Genomic DNA, 21,784 nt, shown 5'->3' on the forward strand with positions numbered 1-21,784 from the left:
AAGCCTTATGACAGGCGCTTTGCCTACACGAGTGCGATGAGGCGCTGCTGGCGCAGGATCTCAATCCCCGCCAGACATGCCTTGTTTGCCGGGACGCCCGGAATTTCGATGTTGCGCAGCAGGAATTCTCCAGTAATCTCCTGAACCGTGAAACCATCTTCACAGAGGTCCAGCAATTCTGCGGAGAGCGGGGTGAGTTGTCGAACTTCCGCCGGCCCGCCCGAAGTCCTGCGGATGGCGAGCTTCACCGGCTTACTGGGTACGTCATGCAACGGGCTTCTTTGCCGCAGACGGCGAACAATCTCATAATAGTCAGCCGGTAGCTTGATGACCTTTACTCCCGGAAGCAAACGCAGGCGGCTCTCCGGGGAAAGCAGGTTCTCGTTGTCATAGGAGAGTTTGTCATCGGCTTGTTGCCCGGTATTTTGACGCGCGCCGCTCGCTTCATGCTCCGACTCGTGAACGCCAGCAAGCAAGGCCGCTTCGTATTCCGCCAGCGCAGTGATTGCAAGGGGCGCTTTGCTTACCGGGATGTAGTGCAGCCGCACAAAGCCAAGAAAGTCCGCCGGGAATTGGGGTTGCGCGTAGTAGGCGGTGCGGTCGCCATTGGAAAAATGTGTTCCGTTCTTCGTCCGCCACGCCTGCCATTGCTGAAATACGTCCACTATGTCGCCGCTATCCTGATGGAGCCCCAGGAGCAGCTTGCGAAATGCCCTCATGCCATTCAGGAGAAAGTCGCGCAGCTCCTTCAGAAATTCGCGGTCAAGGTGCGGCAGAGGCGCGGAGTAAAAGCTGGAGAAAATTTCAGGATGCGCGGCGATCATCGCATGATCTTCAATCTCCTGCCGCCAGCCGCGATAGGACATATCGGCAACATCGTCGTTGAGTTGCAGCGCATCTTTGTGCTGCGTGGTGATGGGCGTAGCGGCCAGCGGCGCCAGGATGCTGAGTTGCGGATCGGCATGGTCATAGCGCAGTGAGTCAACAAAGAACGCAGCGGTATCGCGCAGGTCATTCATGGTCTCATCGGGGAAGCCCGCCATCAATGAGACCGCGGTATTAATCTTGAATTTGTCGCAAGAGCGGACGCGTTCCGCGGAATCGTTTAGCTCAAGGCCCTTGTCGATAATCTTCTGCATGCGCCGCGAGCCAGTCTCAATGCCGAAGAAGATGCCGCGGCAACCGGCTTTCGACATGAGCTCGATCAGTTCTTCGTCAACGCAGTCTGTGCGCGCGCTGCAGCCCCATATGAATGTGTCTTCCGGGTCCTTACGCTTGGCCTCCAACAGGGCCTCACAAAATGCCACAACGCGTTTGCGGTCCACGGTGAACATGTCATGCACCAGCTCAAACGAGTTGACGCCGTATGTCTGCCTGACGCGGCGCATGTCGGCAATCATCTGCGCCGGGCTCTTCAGCCGGAAATTGCGGCGGAAAAAATCGTTGGTCGAACAGAACGTGCAGGAAAACGGACAGCCGCGCCCCAACTCCAACGGAAAGTGGCGGCAGTGGCGAACGTCTGGAAATAGATGAAAAGCGGGAAATGGCAGGGCGTCCAGGTCCGCGATCAGGGGCGCAGCCGGGTTGCGCACGATTTCTTTGTGCTGGCGAAAGGTGATGCCAGGGACCGCGGCAATAGAACCATCTCCATCCAGAGCATTCACCAACTCGGGCAGGGATTGCTCCGCTTCACCGCGCACGACCAGATCAATGAAGGGATAGGCGCGCATGGTTGCGATATCGACGACCGACGCCTGGGGGCCGCCGAGCACAACCACTGACTGCGGATGCGTTCGCTTGACCTCAGCGGCGATGCGCAGCGTGAGCGGGTAGCTGCTGCAAACCGTGCTGAAACCGAAAAAATCGAAATCGCGTGCGGAGAAATAATCTCCGGCAAAGCCGCAAAAATCGGCGTTGTCGCGGTTCGAATCCCGGAGCCACTCGTAGTAAACGCGATTGAGGTCTACAACTTGAGGCTGCAAGCCTTTGGCTTCCAGCACGGCGGCAAGGCTCAGGATGCCGACAGGCGCAAGCTCGCCCATGATGCGGGCTGCTTCTGTTTCGTCCACGGCACAGCGATCGAACTGGTTGGCTGTGGGAGCACTGATGAGACAAACCTTCATGGGTCACTTATTTGGATTGAGCATGAACAATAAGCGGGTCAATTTCGATCGAACTGACCCGCTCTCAAGCATTAATATCTAACGATTCACTTGCGAATGGCACACCACAGGCTAACCGGACACAGCCTCGGTGAGGCGCGGGCCGATCAGGCCTGGGTTGGGTCAGTAGGGACATCGCACCCCATGTGGGTGACCAACGTATTCTCAAATGCTCTCCTGAGCTCTATAACCTGTGCCTCGGTCAATCCCAGTTCAGGAACTGTGCGTGCAGCCTCCTGCAGCTGATTGGCCATGTGTCTTGCGAGAACTCTGGCCCATTCTCTTTCCGAAATGACGGCGTTTTGGGGCACAGCAGCGACGCCACCGAGGATAGACGCTCCTCCTAGTGCAAGCGCGCCACGCATCACAGTTCGACGATCAAACCCTTTCTGTTCATCTTTGGGTTCTGACATTTACGTCTCTCCTGAGCAAAATTTTTGGCCACGGAACCGGATCCTTGCAATTACCGGCTGTCAAACCGGAATGAAGGACACTGACGTTTATCTCTTCAAACTTTCATGGGGTGTCACTGATCTGGGGCTGAATGATGTTGATCCACCACAGGCCAGCTATTCCCGGCCCTTGATCTACCGCGACCACTCAAGGGGTAGCAACTTCGCAACCCATGTTGGTGACCAACGTATTCTCAAATGCCTTCTGTAGCACAGCAACCTGGTCGGCGTTCAATTGGATATCACCAACTTGTCTTACAGCTTCCGGTAGTTGGTTGGCTACGAATCTTGCCAGGGCCCTTGCCCACTCTTGCTCTACGGGGATGACATCCTGCATGTCGTTCCTCCAGTTCATCAAAAGTCTGAAAACACAGGAGGGGAGTATATACCCGATCTGGATGCACCCTTCTAGGTTTTAACGTGAATAATTGCTGATTTTATGAAGATTTTTAGCGTCAATAGTTGCCGATTTTATGCCTTGGCCGCGCAGCTGTCTGCCGAGGGGTGAAGCGGCTCAACCGGGACGCTCCATCTTTTCCGCCATCTCCAGCATTTTGGTCACGCTGTTCCAGTTGCGGCCGGTGCCGGAAGTCCCGAGCGCGCGCTCAATGGCAGGCCACGGAAATTTGGACCGTCCCTGGCCGTTAGGGAAATAGATATAGGCTTCGCGTCCGATGAGGTGCATCTCTTCCGGCCCGATCTTGATGGCCAGCGCTTTTTCCCGGGCGTCCTTGCCGGGATCGGCGGCAAGAAAGTTGACCAGCAGCTTGCCCGGCTCAATGCCGCTGCGTTTGGCGAATGGGTTCCGCGCCACCACCTGCTGCAATTCCGCCAACGTACGCAGCACTACGCCGGGACGGAAGCCGATCTTACGTTCAATCGCGTCCTGGATCCGCGTGCCAAGTTTCGCCAAGTCCTTCTCTTCAGTGTTGAAAATCACATTGCCGCTTTGGACGTAGGTCTGCGGGTCTTTCAATTTGAGCGACAAGCAGAGAGCCTTGAGCGCGTCCATCTTGATCAGATTGTGGCCGCCGACGTTCACGCCGCGCAGCATGCAGATGACGACAGGCATAGCGAGAGAGTATAGACCACACGGACCATGTGCGATGCGGCAGAAAAAAACGGAGACGTGGACGCCGAAAAAGCAAAACTCACTTAGGGGCAGTTACCTCGGTATGTCGGTCCAAACGAATACACTTCCCCGCGCCGAACATGTGATGCACAATGGCTTCATCCCCAAAAGCGAGGAACATTGATGAAGACGATGTGTGTATGCCTGTGCATGCTGATGGCGACCCTTGCCTTCAGCCAGGCAAAAAAGGGAGCCCCCACCAGCAGGGTGCGGCCTTAACTGCCGCCAAAATCTGCGACGATCCTTACGCCATAACTGAGACGGCGGACGGGTGGCCGGAAGGGCCGATCCAAATACTTTTCCATCGCGAAAAGAGCAAAGCGCCGTGGGCAAAAAATCCGGCGATTCGCGTAGCGGGTTTGGAGGCCGCCACGCCTGGCCGCGCGCGCACGTTGGTCTGCGTGGAAGAGTCCCGTATAGAAATGGGGCATTACGATTCCGGGGAGCCGGGTTATGTTCCGGCATGGGGCACAATCTTTGTGCGCCTTTCAGACCACAAGGTTTATTTCATGGGCCACTCTTTGGATGGAGAAATGCCGCCCGAGTGGAAATACAAAAAGGGCGCGGGCATGGGCAAGCCGCCAACAGAAATTCTGGTGCGGTGGCTGCGCCTGCTGCTGGAGCAGAAAGTTGCGCACTTCAAGGCGCGACTCAAGTTGAAGGAATTTGCTGAGGTCTCCGCACTGGGGTTTTCCGGCGACGGAAGCCGGCTGGCGGTGGCGCAAGCGTCGCGCCGTCCCCTAGACGGCGGAACACCTCCTTCGCCGATTACGGTTTTCGATCTCACGACAGGACAGCCTGTGGCCACCATGCACGCGGATTATTCCACCGACGCGATTGCGCTTTCAAAGTCGGGAAGCACGGTTGCCACAAATCGATATGGCGGCGTCGAGATCTGGGACGTTGCAACGGCCAAGATGACCCACAAGCTGGATACCAGCCATGTGACTTCCCTGGCATTCGGTCCCGATGACACACTGGGCGTGGCAGGAGATGAAAAGGCAGCTGTGTGGGACATAAGCGGAAATCGTGTTGTGAAATCAGGCACCGGCTCGGTGGTGGAACTTTCTCCGGACGGCGCGTGGCTGGTGATGGCAAAAGCGGCAAAGGGATTTACCGCGCGCGAGTTGGAATCAGGCCGCGAGTTGGGAAGTTTTTCCGATGTTTGCGGTGATTCATACAAATGCGTGCCTTCGCGGGACGGCAAGATGATGGCACGATGGTCGTCACTAGGCGAGGCCATCTTCTCAAGCGGCAACCCCAGTGGAAACCCTCCTTCGCTGCCCAACCTGGGCGTAGACACAGTGTACGCAGTAGCGCCGACGCACGACGGTTTTGTAATGGCCAACACCGACGGAATTGCCGGCATTGTGTCCGCCGGTACGCCGGAAGCGCGCGCCTTCGCTACGGACATGACCGGCATCAAGGCTGTCGCGGTTTCAAACGACGGCAAACTGGTTGCGCTGGGTGACAGCAGTGGGAACGTGGAGGTTTGGGAGCTGCGGTAGGGCGCGAATCGCATGCCGCTGCGTACTACTTACAGTCCAGAACTGCTCGAATTCATTCACTTCTTAGAATGGAGCATGCAACCTAATGGAACTTTGTATGCTCCTAAGCACAGGACTATCGCGGAGCAACCAGCAGCTTTTGTTCTCCGGCAAGATTTGAAAGATTCCAGCAAGCGCCGCAAGGTGTCTTCGAACGTCAACCCACCTGTTCCCCTGTTCATTCACGCATCAAGGAGGCGCTCGTGCGCTTGCGTACTGTTGCAGGGCATTTTTTCTATCCGCAATCACATACCACATCAAACTTTTCAGTCTCTCTGGCTGGCGCCGCTGCCTTCATGGCGCTCTTGTTGTTGCTTGCGCCTTGCGCTTTCGCCCAGACCACCGTCACGCTTCAAAACGGAACAAACAGTTACGCGGGAACAACTGACGACTGGATCCTTTACTCCAGCGGGGCCAACCTCAATCAAGGCACGATCAGTGACCTCGACATTCGCAATGAAAACACTGACCGCACTGTGATCCGCTTTGCCATCTTCGCTTCTGAAGGCGGGCCGGTCCCGAACGGTGTCACCATCACTTCAGCAACATTGTCGCTTTATAAGTACAACGGGCCAGATGCCGTCATTCAGGCCACACGGCTGCTGAGAAACTGGACAGAAACAGGAGTCACGTGGAACACCACCGGCACCGGCACTGCATGGACAGTTCCCGGCGCGGGCGGCGTAGGGACAGATGTTGTGAGCAGCGCCGATGGACAGGGCTCAATTGCCGATGCGGCTGTCAATAACTGTACGGCTGCGCCTTATCCGGCGGCCTGCTGGCTCAACATTGATGTAACGTCCGGAGTGCAGGCTTTCTCCACTGGCACAGCCAATAATGGATGGCTGCTTACCCAGGTGAGCAGCAGCGCCATCGACCAATACAAAGACTTCAACTCAAAAGACAATACTAACTTTCCCGCATTGCGTCCCAAGCTGACCATTACTTATCAGACCGTCACCTCCGGAACATGTGTGAACTCTCCGCTGCCGGCCGGTGGAATTGCCATCGCCACTTTCAACAGCATGAGCCTCTACTACAATCCAGCGAATGCGCCCAGCGGCGACCAAATTTTCGTCCGCTACCGGCTGGCGACTGCCGATCCCATCGCGCCCGGATTCACATGGAACCAGGGCCACCCGCTCTGGTATGACAGCCGTAATGACAGCAGCGGCCAGCCCTTGCATCCTTACCGCGGACGCGGAAGCGTGGTGAATCTGGAGCCCGCAACTCAGTACGTCTTCGAGGTCGGCACGGGCGCGAGCTACAGTTCCGCCACCTGGCTCAATCATATTTCCGATGGGCAGAGTGATTGTCCTTCCACGTGGAGCGAAACTTTCCCTGCAGGCACAACACTGACACCCTGGACCGGCACAAACACTACCACGACCAGTTCTTCCTATCAGGGCTCGCGCAGCGGATCGTCGCGCCAGCAGGTGCTCCTGGCCAACCAGTCCGGGACTGCGTCCGGTTATACAGTCTATGACTTCACCGGCGCAAATGCGGTGGCGCAAACCAGTAACTCCAGCAACTTCTTCCCAGTGGTCATTTCAGGAAGCTATATCATCCTGAAAGGCCTTAAGGTCGTGGGTGGCGAATCGGGCATCTTTATTGATCCCGGTTCGCACGACATTGTGATTGATGGCGTGGAGATTACCGGGTACGGCCGCGATTGCGGCGTAGCGCTGGGCGCGGGCCTAACCGGGGACCGCGCATGCAATGAAGATGCCGGCATCAAATTTCCGGACCAGAGTTACGGTCCGGTGCTCAACACCAAGCGCATCGTCATTCAACATTCAAAGATCCATAATCCGGCATTCGGGGCCAATCCCTGGGATGGAGGGCAGCATCCCGCAGGCACAGCGCCCATCACAATGTATCCAACCGGAGGCCAGATTGTGATCCGCTACAACGAGGCTTACTCCACCACCAACGGAGTTCTGGGTGGCCCGCCTGATCTCAACCACTACCATGAAGACGGACTGGTCATGGGCGGATGCAACAGCATCGGCACGAACTGCGACCAGCAGGGCATTGGGCCGGACGTGGATATCTACAAGAATGCCGTGATGAATTATTTTGACGATGGTCTGGAGACGGACGGCGACGGCACGAATAACCGCGTCTGGAAAAATTACTTTGATTATGGCGGCGCGTCGGCCATCTCTACCACGCCGACCTATATAGGACCGGTGTACGTCTGGAGAAATGTTTACAACCGCCAGCGCGAGTGCCTGGACGATCCGTGGGGTAATGAGACCTGCAATGGCGGCGGGCGCGACTCCATGATGAAGTCTGGTGGAATTGGTAGCTATGACGGCGGCCGCAGATACCTCTACCACAATACTTCCCTGCAACCACCTTATACTTCTGAAACTTCAGCCACAGGCCCTAATCCGCTGGGCGCAGGCACAGGCGTTGAAGACACAGGTTCAAGCACTCCGCTGGAAAACACCGTGAGCAGGAACAACGTGTTTGAAGTCTGGAAATCCAACTGGGGAGCTTTCACCTTCAACAGCACGGCTTCAGGTAATGATCTTGACTACGACCTGAGCAACGGCGTCATGAGTGAAGCCAACGGCTTCGCCGCCACCACTCCGCAATACCAAACCGGCAATGGCTGGTCAGCGTACTGGACCGGCAAATACCGTCTGGTGCCGGGAACTCACGGCTACGACGATGGCGTAATAATCCCGAACTTTAACGATGGCTTCTTCGGTGTGGGCCCAGATCGGGGAGCACACGAAGACGGCACTCCGGACATGGATTTCGGGACGGGGGCGAGTGGGCATTAAGAACACTTATAGAACTGTCTAGCAGCCCATGTGCTTCTAAGACGATCACCGAACAGCCGAGCGGCACGATCTGATAATCATGCGGATCCATTCCCGGCTGTCGACGATTTTTTGTCGGGGCCATTCATGTTGCAGATAAAACCGCTGAACCATGTCCGCTAGGAAGTCAGCGGTCTTAGGCTATCTGCCGTTTGCCGTCGCCAACGGGGTTGCCATCGCCACGCTCCGAATCGGCGCGCACAGACCTTTCATCAGCCGCGCGAATTCTTCGAGGTTGAGCGACTGCGCTCCATCGGAGAGAGCCCGCTCCGGACAGGGATGCACTTCAATAATCAAACCATCGGCGCCGATAGCGAGAGCGGCGCGGCTGGCGGGGGCAATCAGCTCGCGTTTGCCGGTACCATGTGATGGGTCAGCGATCACCGGTAGATGCGAGAGCTCGCGCACCAGCGCAACGGCGGCAAGGTCGAGCGTGTTGCGCGTCATTTCGCTCTCAAAGGTCTTGATGCCGCGCTCACAGAGCACAACATTGTCATTGCCGCCAGCCAGAAGATATTCTGCGGCCAGCAGCCACTCTTTTACGCTGGCGGATGGGCCACGCTTGAGCAGAATAGGCTTTTTGGCCTTGGCGAGCTGGCGCAGCAGATCGTAATTCTGCATGTTGCGCGCGCCCACCTGAAGCATATCGGCATGGTCACAGATGAGCTGAATATCATTGGTGCTCATTACCTCGGTGACCACGGGTAGCCCAACTTCTTCACGGACTTCACGCAGCAGGCGCAGCGCCTCAATGCCCAGACCCTGAAAATCATAGGGCGAAGTGCGCGGCTTGTAAGCGCCGCCGCGCAGCAGCGTTGCGCCGGCGGCCTTGATGGCGCGCGCGGTGGAGAAAAGCTGCTCGTGCGATTCCACTGAGCATGGCCCGGCGATCACCACAGCTTCTTCGCCGCCGATGATCACGCCGCCCACGTCAACCTGGGTGCGTCCGCTCTTGGTTTGCTTGCTCACCAGCTTGAACGGATGCGCAATAGGCACAACGTCTTCCACGCCCGGCGCGGCCTTGAGCGCTTCCAGGGCGATGCGGTTGCCGCCGGAGCCGACCGCGGCCACAATGGCGCGCTCCGATCCACGCGTGACATGCGGCTGAAAACCGCATTCGATGACCCGTTCAATTACGTGTTGAAGTTCCGCTTCAGACGAACCTGCCGCCATATTGATGACCATGAGAAAACTCCTGTAAAAGCATTTGGTACTTAGTATTTAGTACTTGGTAATTAGCCAGAAATCTGTTGCTGCAAACTCTGTTTGTTGCCCCCTCGAAAAATTTAAAAGTCGTTACGTACCAAGCTGTGAAGGCTTGACTCTTGCCGGATCTCCCGTTTGTTCCTCCATGCGCTGGGTGCCCAGGCGGCGCGTTTCGCGGATGATCCCGGAGAAAATGTCGGTGACGCTTTGCTGGTCGAGTGGGCCGTTATTCTTTTCCACCACGCGGGCCAGCACCTGGCGCTCACGATTGCCGTCGTATGCGGGCAAGCCCGAGGCAACCTTGATCGAGGCAATTTCACAGGCGATGGCGGCGCGCTGGTTGAGCAGACGAAGCAGCTCGGCATCGAGCGCGTCAATCTGGCGGCGCCAGTCGTCAAGCGTTTTGTCGCCGGTAATGCTTGGCAAATCCATAGAAGCTCCTAAAAGCAAGAGGTGGTATCAGCTTGTTAACTGAGGTTCATCGCTACGCCACCCCAGCTACGCGATGAACGTCTGCCTAAAGGCCCGCGATTCCTGCCCCACCACGCGCAAAAACCGCGCGCGTTGGGGACCCCGCAAAGCGAATCGCTAGACGCTGATACTGGCTGTTGGTCAGTTTTCAAACTGACCAACCCCCGAAAGCAAAAACCGCGACCCCTTGGGGATCGCGGCTTACGGTGATTTATGATGACTAACTTCTTATTGCATTTGTCAGCACAGATCCGCGTGGCCGCTACCCGTAAAGTGGTAGCGGTAAGTAAACGCGAAAGTAAATCGGCTGGCGTGCATGCTCAGCGGATAGTAGTCTAGATTTTTGGGTGTTGTCAAGAAAGTTAATGTAAAAAACAGCTTTTAGCCATTAGCTTTTGGGCTTTAGCCAGAACGGTGGCACTCAACATCCAGAGGAAAGATCAAGATTCAGGCCAGAGATCAAAGGCTAACGGCTAAAAGCTAAGGGCTAAATTATGAGCAAAACCATTGATTCTAAAGATGCGGCAGCGGCGCAGCAAAACACCGAGTGGCAGGCGTATGTAGAAGATTTTCGGCGAGCGGGGCACGAGACCGTGGACCGGATTGCCGAGTACCTGAACAACGTTTCTGAAATGCCGGTGCTGGCGCAGACCAAACCGGGCGATCTGCTGGATGCTCTGCCGAAGTCGGCGCCGGAAAAAGGCGAGACGTTTGACGCGATCCTCCGCGACTTCGACCGGCTGGTGATGCCGGCGGTAACGCAGTGGAACCATCCGCGCTTTTTTGCTTACTTTGCCTGCACCGGTTCCACGCCGGCGATCCTGGGCGAGATGCTGGCTGCGGCGCTCAACACCAACGGGCTGCACTGGAAGACTTCTCCTGCTGTAGCGGAACTGGAACAGCGCGCGCTCGATTGGTTGGGGCAATGGATCGGCCTCCCTGAAGGATGGTTTGGCATTGTCTACGACACGGCTTCCACCAGCAGCATGCATGCGGTGGTGTGCGCGCGTGAGTTGGTCGATCCGGAAGCGCGAACGGCGGGAAGCCGCAACGACATGGTGCTGTACACATCTGAGCAGTCGCACATGTCAATTGAGAAAGGCGCGATTGCCGTGGGCGTGGGCCAGAAGAACATTCGCAAGGTGCCGTCGGACGCGGAGTTTCGTATGCGCGCCGACGCGTTGGCAGAGATGGTCGAGGAAGACAAACGCGCGGGCAAGCGGCCGTTCTGCGTGGTTGCAACCGTGGGCACAACTTCCACCACCAGCGTTGATCCTGTGCCGCAGATTGCGGATGTCGCGGAGAAGCACGGCCTGTGGCTGCATGTGGACGCCGCTTACGCTGGCGCCGCGGCAATCCTGCCGGAGCAGCGGCACATTATGGCGGGAGTGGAGCGCGCGCATTCTCTGGTATTCAACGCCCACAAGTGGCTCTTTACGCCCATTGACCTGAGCGCGTTTTACACGCGCAGGCCGGACATTCTGCGGCGAGCGTTTTCCCTTACGCCGGATTACTTGAAGACGCAGGACGATCCGCGCGCGCATAACCTCATGGATTACGGCGTTCCGCTGGGACATCGTTTCCGCGCGCTGAAGCTGTGGTTTGTGATGCGTTACTTTGGGCGCGAACGCATTGAAACCATTTTGCGCTCGCACATTCAATGGGCCCAGGATTTTGCCGCGCTGGTGGACGCGCATCCGAAATTTGAGCGCGTTGCGCCGACGCCGCTGTCTGTTGTCTGCTTCCGCTATAAAGGCTCTGACGATGAGAACCGCGCGATCCTGGAAAAAGTAAACGCTTCAGGCCGTATGTTCATTGCCAGCACTGTGTTGAACGGAAAACTCACGCTGCGGCTGGCGATTGGCCATCTGGAAACCAGTTGGCGCGATGTGCAGGAAGCGTGGGAGTTGCTGCAAACGGCGGCGGAAGAACTCTAACCACAACGGACATGAAGGACGGTGGAAGAAATTTTAGCCGCGAATGAACGCGAAAAAGCACGAATCTGAAGTAATAGAGAACAAGATTCGAGTTTATTCACTTTTCCTAAGCGGCTACTTTCGGCCTACGCCGCGTGGCTCTGCAAAAAATAAAACGCATAGCACAGCGCGAGAAACACGGCTTCCAGTCCGGCAAAAACGATAAAAACACTATTATGGATGCGGAAGAGCAATCGATTATCGAAGCCCCACTCAGCCTCAGGCGGACGCGCCTGCATGGCGCGATAGAGGCCGCGAGCCGTCATCACAAACAAGTGCAGCAGCAGACCATAAAAGCCGATCCAGAAAACTACCCAGAAGAGCGGGCCCACGCTGGAGAAAAGTCCGTCAAAGCCATAATCACTGCCGCTGAGCGCCACAAACAAAAATGCCAGCAACACCAGGTTGGGCCAAAGGCCCTCCGCAGTGATGAAGTAAAGATAATAGTCAGCCAAATTGCGCGCGTGGCGATTGCGCGGAAACTCTTTTTGCGCACCCTGGCTGAACAGACCCGCGGCCAGAAACAGCGCCAGAGAAAATATCAGCGGGCTGCCTGAATTCACAATTGCCATTGTGCTCTGCCGCGCGCGAAGGTTACGCTCCCGCGCCGCCATTTTTTCCTTGTACTGCTCCTCAGAGCTGCGCGATTCTTCCAGCGAACTTTTCAATGCCGTAAGCGCCTGCTCGCGGCTGAGCGGCGTTGCGGAAATGTGCAGCTTAAAAGTCGAGTTCGGCGAACTGGAAATTCTCCTGATCTCAGCCTGCGTGGCTGAAATAATTTCTTCCTGGCGCTTGATCTCTATCTTTGAGCTGGACTGCAATGCGGTGATTTCTTCTTCCAGCTTGCCGGAATGGCGGGTCGCGAGCCAGTTCATGCCCGCGGCGATGACTGCGATCAGCACCAGGCCTTGCAACGCAAACATGCCAGGAGAAATCCAGCCGCGCAGTCCGGCAACAGCGGCAAAAGGCAGAAGCTCGGCATTCTGGTCAATCACGTTTTTCTGGCGCAGCAACGGGATTGCTCCCGGCTGTTGCTGCCATTGCAGACGGAGCTGGTCCTGCGGCGTTAGCTCAACTTGGCTAACCTCTGCTGCGCCCTCGTACACTGATTCCATCGTACTGGCTTGTTTAGCACGGTTTGAAAATCGGGCACAAGCACCAACAGTGCATAGCCTGAATTGCACTCGCGGTAGAGACCGCTCCAGGCATTGATTTCAGCGGTTTTCGCAGCGCAGTGCCGCCGCAGTTTCAATCCGCTATTTTATTTTTCCACGGGCTAAAGCCCGGATTATTTTGAAGCACTTACGGCACGACTAAAGTCCGTGCCCTGACACTTGTCTTCATCAAGGACACTTTTTCCGCAACCTCTTTAGCCGATCACACAAGTCTCTATCGCCGCGCTCTCTATCGCCGCACCACGGTAATTGCCCTGGCTGAGGTGGCCACGCCAAACGGCGATCCCTTCACCGCCCCCAGCGCGCCGTTCGAGGCAATCGCAAACGCCGCAATGTCATGACTCGTCTGCTCCGTTACATAGACAAAATTCGTATCTGAGTCCACGGCAACGGCTGAAGGTCCAACGCCGCCGGTGGGGAAGGGAGATCCGTTCACCGCGCCCAGCGCGCCGGTGCTGGAATCAATCGCAAAGGCAGAAACGTTATTCGATCCGCTGTTGGCCACAAACAGGAGCGCTCCCTGCGGATCAATGCCAAGCCCAAGCGGCGTTAAACCAGTGGCAAAAGGCGAGCCGCTGATCGGAGTCAGCGTTCCATTGCCCTGAATGGCAAATCCCACAACCGCGTTGTTGGCTGAATCCGTCACATAAAGAAAGCGGCCGGAGTGTTCCACTGCGATTGAAGCCGGCGTGGCGCCCGCACCCACTGATACCGGCAATCCTGCCTGCGCCAGCGCTCCATTTCCGCCGATACTAAAAACAGCAATGGTCCCTTCCGTGCCATTCGCCACAAACAGGAAGTTGCCCGCGGGCGCAATCGCCACAGCAGAAGGATGCGACACCGGCTGGATCGGGAACGGCGAAGCCGGCGAACTCGTCGTACCCTGGATAACGCCCAGGCTTCCACTGCCCGGGTCCACTGTGTAACCCGTCACATTGCCGGCTGTCTGGTTCACCGCATATAGAAAAGGTGACGCCGGCGACATGGCCAGGGAAACTGGTCCTTTATCGGTGGCAAAAATATTGGCCGGGTTCACCGGAGAAACAATGCTGGTGCTTACCGGGACAGAAAGATTACCGTTGCTCTGGTTAATATCCAGCAGGGTCACGTCATTGCCGGAAAAGTCGGCTATATAAAGGAAGTCGCCGGAAGTATGCGGGGCCAGCGCCACCGGATTCGACCCGACAGGGAAATTCGGCGTCCCCAAAGGCACCAGCGATCCATCGGATTGTGCGCGGAACTCAAACGTCTCATTCGTCCCCGGGCCCGTTACATACACAAACTGCTTGTGCCCGCTGGCGCATCCGCTCAAAAAGCCGGCCGCACAGACCGCTAAAAACGCTATTCCGCCGTAAAAGGCCTTCAACTTCCCTGCCCTCATTGAGTCTCCTAAGCCTGCAATTGAAAAGATAGTAAAGGATACATGAAATTACGGCAGCAATCAGCAGCCAGCACGCAGCCAGACGGAGTTGTCCCTGCCTCCTGGGAAGAACGCCCAAGAGGGCCGTTTCATGCAGGATATGTTTCAGGCCCGCTCAGCTCAACGCGAAAGAGATAGTGACAAGGCAAAAAAATCAAAATCTTTAACCACAAAGGACACAAAGGAACACAGAGGACGTTGCAGAGATCAGGAAAGCAAACCTACCACGGAGGCGTGGAGAAGAAAAGCCTGCCTTGCAGCGGGAAATCTGCTTAATGGTGCGAATGCCTTTATTTTTAAAAAGTGCCAAGCCACTCCTTCACCGGTTTGTATCAAGGGCACCGGCTTCAGCTATACCGTAAAGACACAATCAATCCGAGCTTTTAGCCCCTGCGGCTTAATGCTCGGTTGGTTTGGGCCGCCAAACCGGCGTTAGGGATTCTTGGATACCTTATGGGATCGATACACGGTGATGACATCCTTGGGTAAAAAAACATATTTTAAAACCTCATCTAAAATCTCTGGATGTAAATAAAGCGGAGAATTTTTCATTTTCGACCAAGTATAGACGGAAACCCGGCTTCTTCTTCTCCTTCCGAAAAATGCATTTTGCCAAAGCAACGGCTCCCGTGCTGGATTCTCATTGTCATCAATTATTTGCTCAAGAAACCCACCGACTAGCCGAACTTTTGGTACGGGTTGTCCATCGGTAATTACAATTTGCCTTTGAGCAAGAGAAAATGTGCAATACCGGCGAAGTTCCCAAGCAGCGCGGTCCAGCGCGATAATCTGTGTACCAGACGCAAAGTTGGGAATTTCGAAATATCTGAACCTTCCGAAGGTATCGATTTGTTTGATAAAGTCCTGAGTTGGGGGAGTCAGAATGACGGTCAGTTTACCAGAATGATTGATGGTGGTTAGAGCAGCGCCGAGATCATGTTTGACACGTATTGCCGGAATACGATTCAGCAGAAGAATGCACTTCAAATATTTCTCTATAGTTTGCTGACATGCCCAAAGAAAAACACTCGGTAAAGCGGCGCGACACGCCAACCTAGCAGAAATATAGTCTTCATCTCCCTGATCACGAAAAGATCGAATTGCAAAATCATTTACGAGCTGCTCGAGTGTCATTGCGCATTCTTGTCATTATGTAAAGGGAGCCAGATTAGCAATCTGCATCAGGCACATACCGGCAATCATATGAGAGTCGGCTATTCTTTAAAAAATACTTTTTTAATCGTCGCTCATGTATTTCTCAAAAAACTTCTTATCAGAAAGGGTTATCAAATCATTCAATAGGTCGGTTTGATTGGGATTTGCAAGATGTTTGTATTGGGTCACAAAGCGTTTCACATGGTCGTATCGCGAGTTCCAAGTGAGGAATTTTGAGTCCATTGCATCCATGCCAGACTTTGCAACGCTGTCGGGCAGATCCATAAGAGCGCGTCTAGCTGCAGGTGCTCCCTTGTAGGAATTCGATCTGGCTTGATCGAGAAGCATCATGACATATTCTTTATGTAGCTCTTCTGGAATCGCGCTTATATGACCGACCAAAGCTGGGACAATCTCATTTACTTCATCAAATTGATCTTTTTGGGCAATGCAAATGATGTCATCAAAGAATGCCACACGAAGACCCTCGTAAATAGTAGATAACAACTCATTGGAGCAAGCTCGAAGCAACTCGGCCTTTGAGGCTACATTGCCATAAAGTGTGACGGCACGTACTAAATGTTCCAACAGGAGTATCGCCTGGCTCTGTGGGAATGTCGGGCTCTGCATGATAGGGCAGATAACCGAAATAGCCTGAGCGCTCTCTTCGGCTTTAGCTAGCAGCTGATCCAATATCCAAGCTCGATCCTGTTCATTGAAGAGCTTTAGCTTGCGCGCAGATGCATCAGGCAGGCCGGTTGGAGACAAGAGAATTGACAGGAATCGCTTTGCTTCAGCAGATCCATCAGGAAAAGCTGAAGGTTCAATAAGATCCGGCTTCGCATTATCAGTAGCTCCTGAGCGAGCGCGTGTTGCGATAATCTGCGCATAGATCACACCTGTCTCTACGAGTCGATAAATGTGATCTCGACGAGCCTTCAACTCTTCATCGCGAAGTTTGTTCCCCTTGGGATGCTGATCGTTGTAAGATCCCATCTCTTGATGGCAATCAAAACAGACTGGGATACCATTATCTGCCTCATTAGAGCCACCCTTTGATTCGGCAATGATGTGAGCAGCTTCCATATTCGTACCACACTGCTTAAGGCATAGACAGCAGAGTCGGCCACTCCGAACAAACATTTCGGTTTTTGTCGTAACACTAAATGGCATAAGAATGGACTTGATGTCTAGCAGGATTTTATCGCATCGTGAAGTCCTGAGCACTGCCTTGGCGTACTAGGTAAGGATGGGGCGCCTTCGCGCGCGGGCGCTTCGCCCGGGTGTCCCTTGTTTTTTGTGCAAGAGGCGGCGCGATACGGAGGCCCGAAGAGGATGCATTCCCGGCTTTTGCCGCTCATTCAGGATGACGGTTTGTTGCGCCGCGATTTTTGCGCGGCTGGTCTGCACGGGGAAAAACCTTACCGCTGATTCCACTGATGACACTGATTTTCACGGATCTGAATGGGCATGAAGGGACCAGGGCGACGGCAATCGTGGAACAGGGAACAAAAAAAGTAGTTGCATTCGTTCTTTATTCGTGCTATAAAATGACTAGCCCGTTTGCGCCGACGGGCTATCTGGGCGTCCTGCAACGTGTTTTTCAAAAAGAACCGATCAAATTCAGGGGAGAGTTGTGTCTGTTTTCAACCACGAGTCTCTTCCTGCCGAGGTCTTAGACGATGCCAAAAACCACGCTGCATTCCGCCAAAACCAAAGCCAAACCAATCATCGCCAAAACCCGCACTATCAAACGATTAGCCGCCAAGTTCCTGACTAAAGAGTTGATCATCTCAGCTATTCAGTCGGCGGCACGCAGGCTGGACCATGGGCCGAGTGGCAGAGAGTTAAGACAGCTGAGCGGTATTACCGCTTCCCAGGTGGCAAGGCGTTTTGGCACTTATCGCGCCGCTGTATTCGCGGCCGGCGTAAAGCCACACCAAGCTGGAGTGAGAGTGGAAGCGGCAATCCTGCTGGAGGACTGGGGAAGGGTGGTACGCAAGCTTGGCCGCGTGCCCTCCAACACTGAGTATGAGCGTGCGGGAGGCTACTCACGCTGCTGCTTTACCACAAGCTTTCAAAGCTGGGCAGGAGTCCCAGCAGCGTTTTCCCGGTTTGTGGCTTCCGGCGGACTGGCGGGCGATTGGACGGACGTGTTGGAGATGGTCCGAGAGGGGCCCATGCCCACCTGCGGCAAATGCGGCCGGCTGGCGGAGAGGCGCGAAGCCGTGAGATTGGCCGCCGAGGCCGAGGTAAGAAAAAGGAAGAGCGTAAGAACGCGACTGGAACCCCATCCGCCGGCAGCGGGGGTGGAAATGCGCCAACTTGCGGCGGGCGATGAGATGGGGCAAGCCAAAGAGATTGGCCCTAAAGAGAGTGACCCCAAAGAGAGTGACCCCAGAGAGAGTGACCCCAGAGAGAGTGACCCCAGAGAAACTGAACCCAAAGAGATTGCCGCCATGGCAACAGTTCTTCCGCCGCCCTTGTGGGGCAAAAAACGTGTCACCGCGACGATGCTTGCGGTCTTTCTGGCTGAGCTGGCGCCTACCGGGTTGCAATGGATCACCGGCGCCTTGTTTCCGCGGCGCATGCTCCACGACCGCCCACTGATGGGCGCCCCCACACAGTTGCCAGGGCTGGCACATGAACCGGTGAACGAAATGGGAGTTCTTGTGCTCTTTTCCATGCTAAGCCGCCAGCTGGGTTTTATTGTGGACGCGGTCCAGGCGGCCTTTCCCGACCTGCTGGCCAGGATGGAAGTACAGCCGGGGCGGTGGCAGCCTGTGCGAATCGAGGTGGAATACCTAAGCAGCAGTTTCAGGCGGCACGGTCACGACGCGCGGCAATGCGATTTGATCGTCTGCTGGCGCCATGACTGGAAGAACTGCCCACCGAACCTGCAGGTGCTGGAACTGAGCAAGATTGTGAAGCAGCTAGGACTGATCGGTTAATCAGATGATTAGTACATTGGAAAAACCAGAAGCTCACGCGGAGGCGCTGAGACGCGGGGAAACAGCCGGAATCGGACACAGGCAGAAGTGCCTGCGCACACGGGTATAGAGTTCCGACGCCACATGCAAAAAATCCCGCCTTGCGGCGGGAAATCTGCTTAACGTCTTTGGAATGTCTCTAGTTTGGTCTGACTGCTGAAGGCTGAGTGCTAATTCTTGTCCCCCATTGCCACCAGGCCCTTATTAAATTCTGGGACAACCACGGCCTGCTCGATGGTCGGCTCGTAGTAGCGGGAAAGCTTTTGCGACATGCGCGCAGCTTCGTCCCTGGCGCCGGTTTTCTTGTAAGCAACGATCAGGCGCTGCATGGAGAAAGGATTTTTATCGTCCTCGGCGAGATTGGTGATGGCTTCTTCATACTTGCCGCGGGCCAGCAGCACCGCTCCGGCGGCGCCGTGCCAGGAGAATTGGACCTGTCCGCTGTTGTTGGCGGCCGCCAGCTTCTCCAGTTGGCGCAATGCAAGCTGGGCCGCTTTCATGCTGCCATCGTGGACGGCGCGTCCGGAGCGTGTGCGGAGAATAATCGCCAGTTCCTGCTCGCGCATGGTGGCGGACATGCTGTGTTTTTCATGCAGCACAGCCTCGGCTTTTGCCAGCAGCTCCATGGCGCGCGCATTGTCTTTCTGGTAGACCGACATCATGCGCCAGGCTTCAGCTTCCAGCGTGCCCAGGTCTTTGCCGTGTGCCTGCTGCGCCGCTTCCTCAAAGGCCGCGTCGGCCTGGGTGAAATCCTGTTCGCGGGCGTATGTTGCAGCGGACTGCAAGGCAAACGTCACGCTCTGGACGCGCGTGGAGGCCTTCTGGATGGCGACAGCGTACTGGGCACGGGCACGCGCCTGGTCTCCCATCAGAGCGTAGGTGTCGCCCAGTCCGGCCTGCGATTCGACGAACGTGGGATCGAGCTTGAGCGATTCATGGTAATACTTCAGAGCATCGTCGAAGCGTCCGGCCATGCGCGAAATCTCGGCCAGCGAATCCATTGGGTTCGCTTCCTGCGGCAGAAGCTCGGTATAGCGCTTCATGTAGCTAAATGCTTTATCGAAATTACGCAGGCGCGCATAGCAGTACGCCGCCTGGTTCCATGGATCGGCAAAATGGGGATCGATTTTGGTGGCGCGTTCAAACATCTTGATGGCGTGCTCAGACTGGCGCTGGTTGGTGAGCCACAGCCCGGCCAGCCACGCGAGGTGCTTGTCGCGCGGATACTCACGCAGGGCCTCATTCATGGCCTGTATGGCCGGTATCCAGCGGCCCTGGCTGGCGTTTGCTACCCAGTCAACAATGAGTTGCTCTTCCGGTCCAGCGGATTTTCGCGATGCCAGAGCCTTGTCGCGCTCCGCAACCTGCTCCACCGGATCGCGCGAGAGCATGGCCAGGAATGCGTGCGCCAGCGCGAAGTCAGGATCGGCCTTGGCCGCCGTGCGCCAGCTTTCCAGCGCCGGCTCCCAATGCAGCGTTTCCATTTTTGCGATTCCGCCTTTAAAGGCGGTGCGCGCCTGCGGCGACTTAGTGGTAATCTCCAGCTCCGCGGCACGGGCCACGGTCACGGCAGACAACAGTAGGATGACAGGCAGCAGGTGGGATCGTGTCATGGTGGTTTTTTGCCTCAAGCTGTGCAGCTCTGATCAAACTCAACAGCCAAACCCGTAGTTCGTTACCAGGTTTGGCTAGTCGCTAAACTCGGAGTGCTGACTGCTTGCGTCTTAGCGATATTTTGCTCGCGGATCCAGCGCCGGATTCGACTTTGACGCCATGGCGGCGCGCTGCTTGCGGAATTCCGGGACCACAACTGCCTGCTCGATCAGCGGAACGTTCAGCGCGGCCAGCTTGGCGGCCAGTCGAGTGGCGTTGCCCTGCTGTCCGTTCTTGGTATAGGCGGCAATCAGGGCGCGCATGGAGATGGCGTTGGACTCGTCTTCTTCCAGATGGTTCACGGCGTCGGCAAATTTGCCTTCCGTCAGCGCCATAGTGCCGGCGGCGCCATGAAATGCTCCGGCGATAATGCCGTCAGCGTCATTAGCCTCGGAAAGCGTTTGCAGTTGCTTGAGCGTGGCCGCGGCCAGCTCGGAGTTGTTATCCGCCAGGGCGCGCTCCACGCGGGTACGCAGCACCTGGGCCAGTTCCTGATTGAGCAACGATTGCGGAACTTTATGCACTTCATGGAGAGCAGCTTCAGCCTTGGCCAGCAAAGCCAGCGACGCAGCGCCCTCAAGCTGATACAAGGACATGCTGCGATATGCTTCAGCTTCTATATTGACGAAATCCTTGGCATGCGCCTGCTCGGCTACAGCGGTAAAAGCCTTGTCTGCATTGGCCAGGTCGCCTTCACGGACATACGTTGCGGCCACCTGCAATGACCACAAAACTTTCTGCACCGGCGACGCAACTTCAATGGCTTTGGCATATTCTGCGCGGGCTTTTTGCTGGTCACCCATCAGCGCGTAAGTATCGCCCAGGCCAAGCTGTGATTCATGGAAGCTGGGATCGATCTTGAGTGACATGCGGTAGTGCGTGAGCGCATCTTCAAAGCGCCCGGACATGCGCGAGATTTCCGCGAAAGAATCCTGCGGGTTGGGCTCATTGGGAACGAGTTCGGTGTAGCGCTTGATGTCGGCAAAAGCCTTGTCAAAGTTGTTCTGCCGCGCGTAGCAATACGCGGCTTCGTTATAGGCGTCGGCAAACTGGGGATCGATCTTCATGGTCTGCTCAAACATGGCGATGGCGCGCTGCGTCTGGCTGCGGTCAAGTTGCAGCCACCATCCGGCCAGCCAGTGCAGATGCTTGTCGTGGGGATAGCCGCTGAGCGCTTCATTCATGGCCTGGATCGCGGGGACCCAGTTGGCCTGGCTTGCGTTGGCCAGCCAGTCAATGATCAATTTTTCTTCCGGACCGGCGGAAGCGCGCGTGGCCAGCGCTTTTTCGCGCTCGGCTACCTGCTCCGTCGGGTCCTGTGAAAAGAAGGTGAGCATGATGTGGCCCAGGGCGAATTGCGGATCAGCCTGCACGGCGCTGCGGAAATTAGCCAGGCCGTCCTGCGTGTGCAGCATCTCCATCTTCTGTATGCCTTTTTCAAAGAACACATGCGCCTGCGGCGACTTGGTGGAAATATGCATGCCATTGGCGCTTTCATGCGCGAACGCTTGCAGCCCAAAAATCATGACCAGCGCCAGCGTGGAAACCTTGATCCGCCTCATCTGTAACTCCTTGAACTTTTTTGCAGCCGGCCGTGACGCTCTGTGCGTC

Annotated in this window: 15 protein-coding genes; 4 read left to right on the forward strand and 11 right to left on the reverse strand. The window is 55.9% G+C overall.

The window, feature by feature from the left end; all coding sequences use genetic code 11:
• Positions 1 to 23: 23 nt before the first annotated feature.
• The 3 genes from LAO76_20925 to LAO76_20935 all read right to left on the reverse strand — a co-directional run bounded on the left by LAO76_20925 (position 24) and on the right by LAO76_20935 (position 3,686).
• On the reverse strand, positions 24 to 2,123 hold the full coding sequence (locus LAO76_20925; GenBank protein MBZ5493388.1) for a B12-binding domain-containing radical SAM protein: 2,100 nt from the start codon (positions 2,121 to 2,123) through the stop codon (positions 24 to 26).
• Positions 2,124 to 2,269: 146 nt separating this feature from the next.
• Positions 2,270 to 2,575, reverse strand: coding sequence for a hypothetical protein (locus LAO76_20930; protein MBZ5493389.1), 306 nt, complete (start codon positions 2,573 to 2,575; stop codon positions 2,270 to 2,272).
• A 553-nt stretch (positions 2,576 to 3,128) separates the two neighbouring features.
• Complete coding sequence (locus LAO76_20935; protein ID MBZ5493390.1) at positions 3,129 to 3,686, reverse strand: DUF1697 domain-containing protein; 558 nt, start codon at positions 3,684 to 3,686, stop codon at positions 3,129 to 3,131.
• Between the two features lie 152 nt (positions 3,687 to 3,838).
• Here LAO76_20935 and LAO76_20940 point away from each other — a divergent pair, with 152 nt between their 5' ends.
• On the forward strand, positions 3,839 to 5,254 hold the full coding sequence (locus tag LAO76_20940; GenBank protein MBZ5493391.1) for a WD40 repeat domain-containing protein: 1,416 nt from the start codon (positions 3,839 to 3,841) through the stop codon (positions 5,252 to 5,254).
• Between the two features lie 242 nt (positions 5,255 to 5,496).
• A complete protein-coding gene (locus tag LAO76_20945; GenBank protein MBZ5493392.1) occupies positions 5,497 to 8,088 on the forward strand; it encodes a DNRLRE domain-containing protein in 2,592 nt (863 codons plus the stop codon).
• A 180-nt stretch (positions 8,089 to 8,268) separates the two neighbouring features.
• On the opposite strand, the gene aroF is transcribed toward LAO76_20945, so the two are convergent.
• Complete coding sequence (gene aroF, locus LAO76_20950) at positions 8,269 to 9,312, reverse strand: 3-deoxy-7-phosphoheptulonate synthase (GenBank protein ID MBZ5493393.1); 1,044 nt, start codon at positions 9,310 to 9,312, stop codon at positions 8,269 to 8,271.
• Between the two features lie 111 nt (positions 9,313 to 9,423).
• A complete protein-coding gene (locus LAO76_20955) occupies positions 9,424 to 9,765 on the reverse strand; it encodes a chorismate mutase (protein ID MBZ5493394.1) in 342 nt (113 codons plus the stop codon).
• 533 nt (positions 9,766 to 10,298) lie between these two features.
• On the opposite strand from LAO76_20955, the gene LAO76_20960 reads away from it, so the two are divergent.
• The gene (locus LAO76_20960) at positions 10,299 to 11,741 is read left to right on the forward strand and encodes an amino acid decarboxylase (GenBank protein MBZ5493395.1); all 1,443 of its coding nucleotides are present in this window, start codon (positions 10,299 to 10,301) and stop codon (positions 11,739 to 11,741) included.
• Between the two features lie 125 nt (positions 11,742 to 11,866).
• On the opposite strand, the gene LAO76_20965 is transcribed toward LAO76_20960, so the two are convergent.
• The 4 genes from LAO76_20965 to LAO76_20980 all read right to left on the reverse strand — a co-directional run bounded on the left by LAO76_20965 (position 11,867) and on the right by LAO76_20980 (position 16,616).
• Positions 11,867 to 12,895 (reverse strand): hypothetical protein, encoded by a 1,029-nt coding sequence (locus LAO76_20965; protein MBZ5493396.1) that lies wholly within the window; start codon positions 12,893 to 12,895, stop codon positions 11,867 to 11,869.
• Positions 12,896 to 13,184: 289 nt separating this feature from the next.
• A complete protein-coding gene (locus tag LAO76_20970) occupies positions 13,185 to 14,336 on the reverse strand; it encodes a lactonase family protein (GenBank protein MBZ5493397.1) in 1,152 nt (383 codons plus the stop codon).
• A 471-nt stretch (positions 14,337 to 14,807) separates the two neighbouring features.
• Positions 14,808 to 15,509: a hypothetical protein gene (locus tag LAO76_20975; protein ID MBZ5493398.1), complete on the reverse strand. Its 702-nt coding sequence runs from the start codon at positions 15,507 to 15,509 to the stop codon at positions 14,808 to 14,810.
• Positions 15,510 to 15,611: 102 nt separating this feature from the next.
• Positions 15,612 to 16,616, reverse strand: a complete 1,005-nt coding sequence (locus LAO76_20980) for an HNH endonuclease (protein ID MBZ5493399.1) — start codon at positions 16,614 to 16,616, stop codon at positions 15,612 to 15,614.
• 596 nt (positions 16,617 to 17,212) lie between these two features.
• Between LAO76_20980 and LAO76_20985 the strand changes: the two genes are divergently transcribed.
• A complete protein-coding gene (locus tag LAO76_20985; GenBank protein ID MBZ5493400.1) occupies positions 17,213 to 18,481 on the forward strand; it encodes a hypothetical protein in 1,269 nt (422 codons plus the stop codon).
• A gap of 209 nt (positions 18,482 to 18,690) precedes the next feature.
• On the opposite strand, the gene LAO76_20990 is transcribed toward LAO76_20985, so the two are convergent.
• Positions 18,691 to 20,133, reverse strand: a complete 1,443-nt coding sequence (locus LAO76_20990; protein ID MBZ5493401.1) for a tetratricopeptide repeat protein — start codon at positions 20,131 to 20,133, stop codon at positions 18,691 to 18,693.
• Positions 20,134 to 20,244: 111 nt separating this feature from the next.
• Positions 20,245 to 21,735: a tetratricopeptide repeat protein gene (locus LAO76_20995; GenBank protein MBZ5493402.1), complete on the reverse strand. Its 1,491-nt coding sequence runs from the start codon at positions 21,733 to 21,735 to the stop codon at positions 20,245 to 20,247.
• Positions 21,736 to 21,784 lie beyond the last annotated feature (49 nt).

The organism is Terriglobia bacterium (assembly GCA_020072645.1).
In the GTDB taxonomy this organism is placed as follows: domain Bacteria; phylum Acidobacteriota; class Terriglobia; order Terriglobales; family Acidobacteriaceae; genus Angelobacter.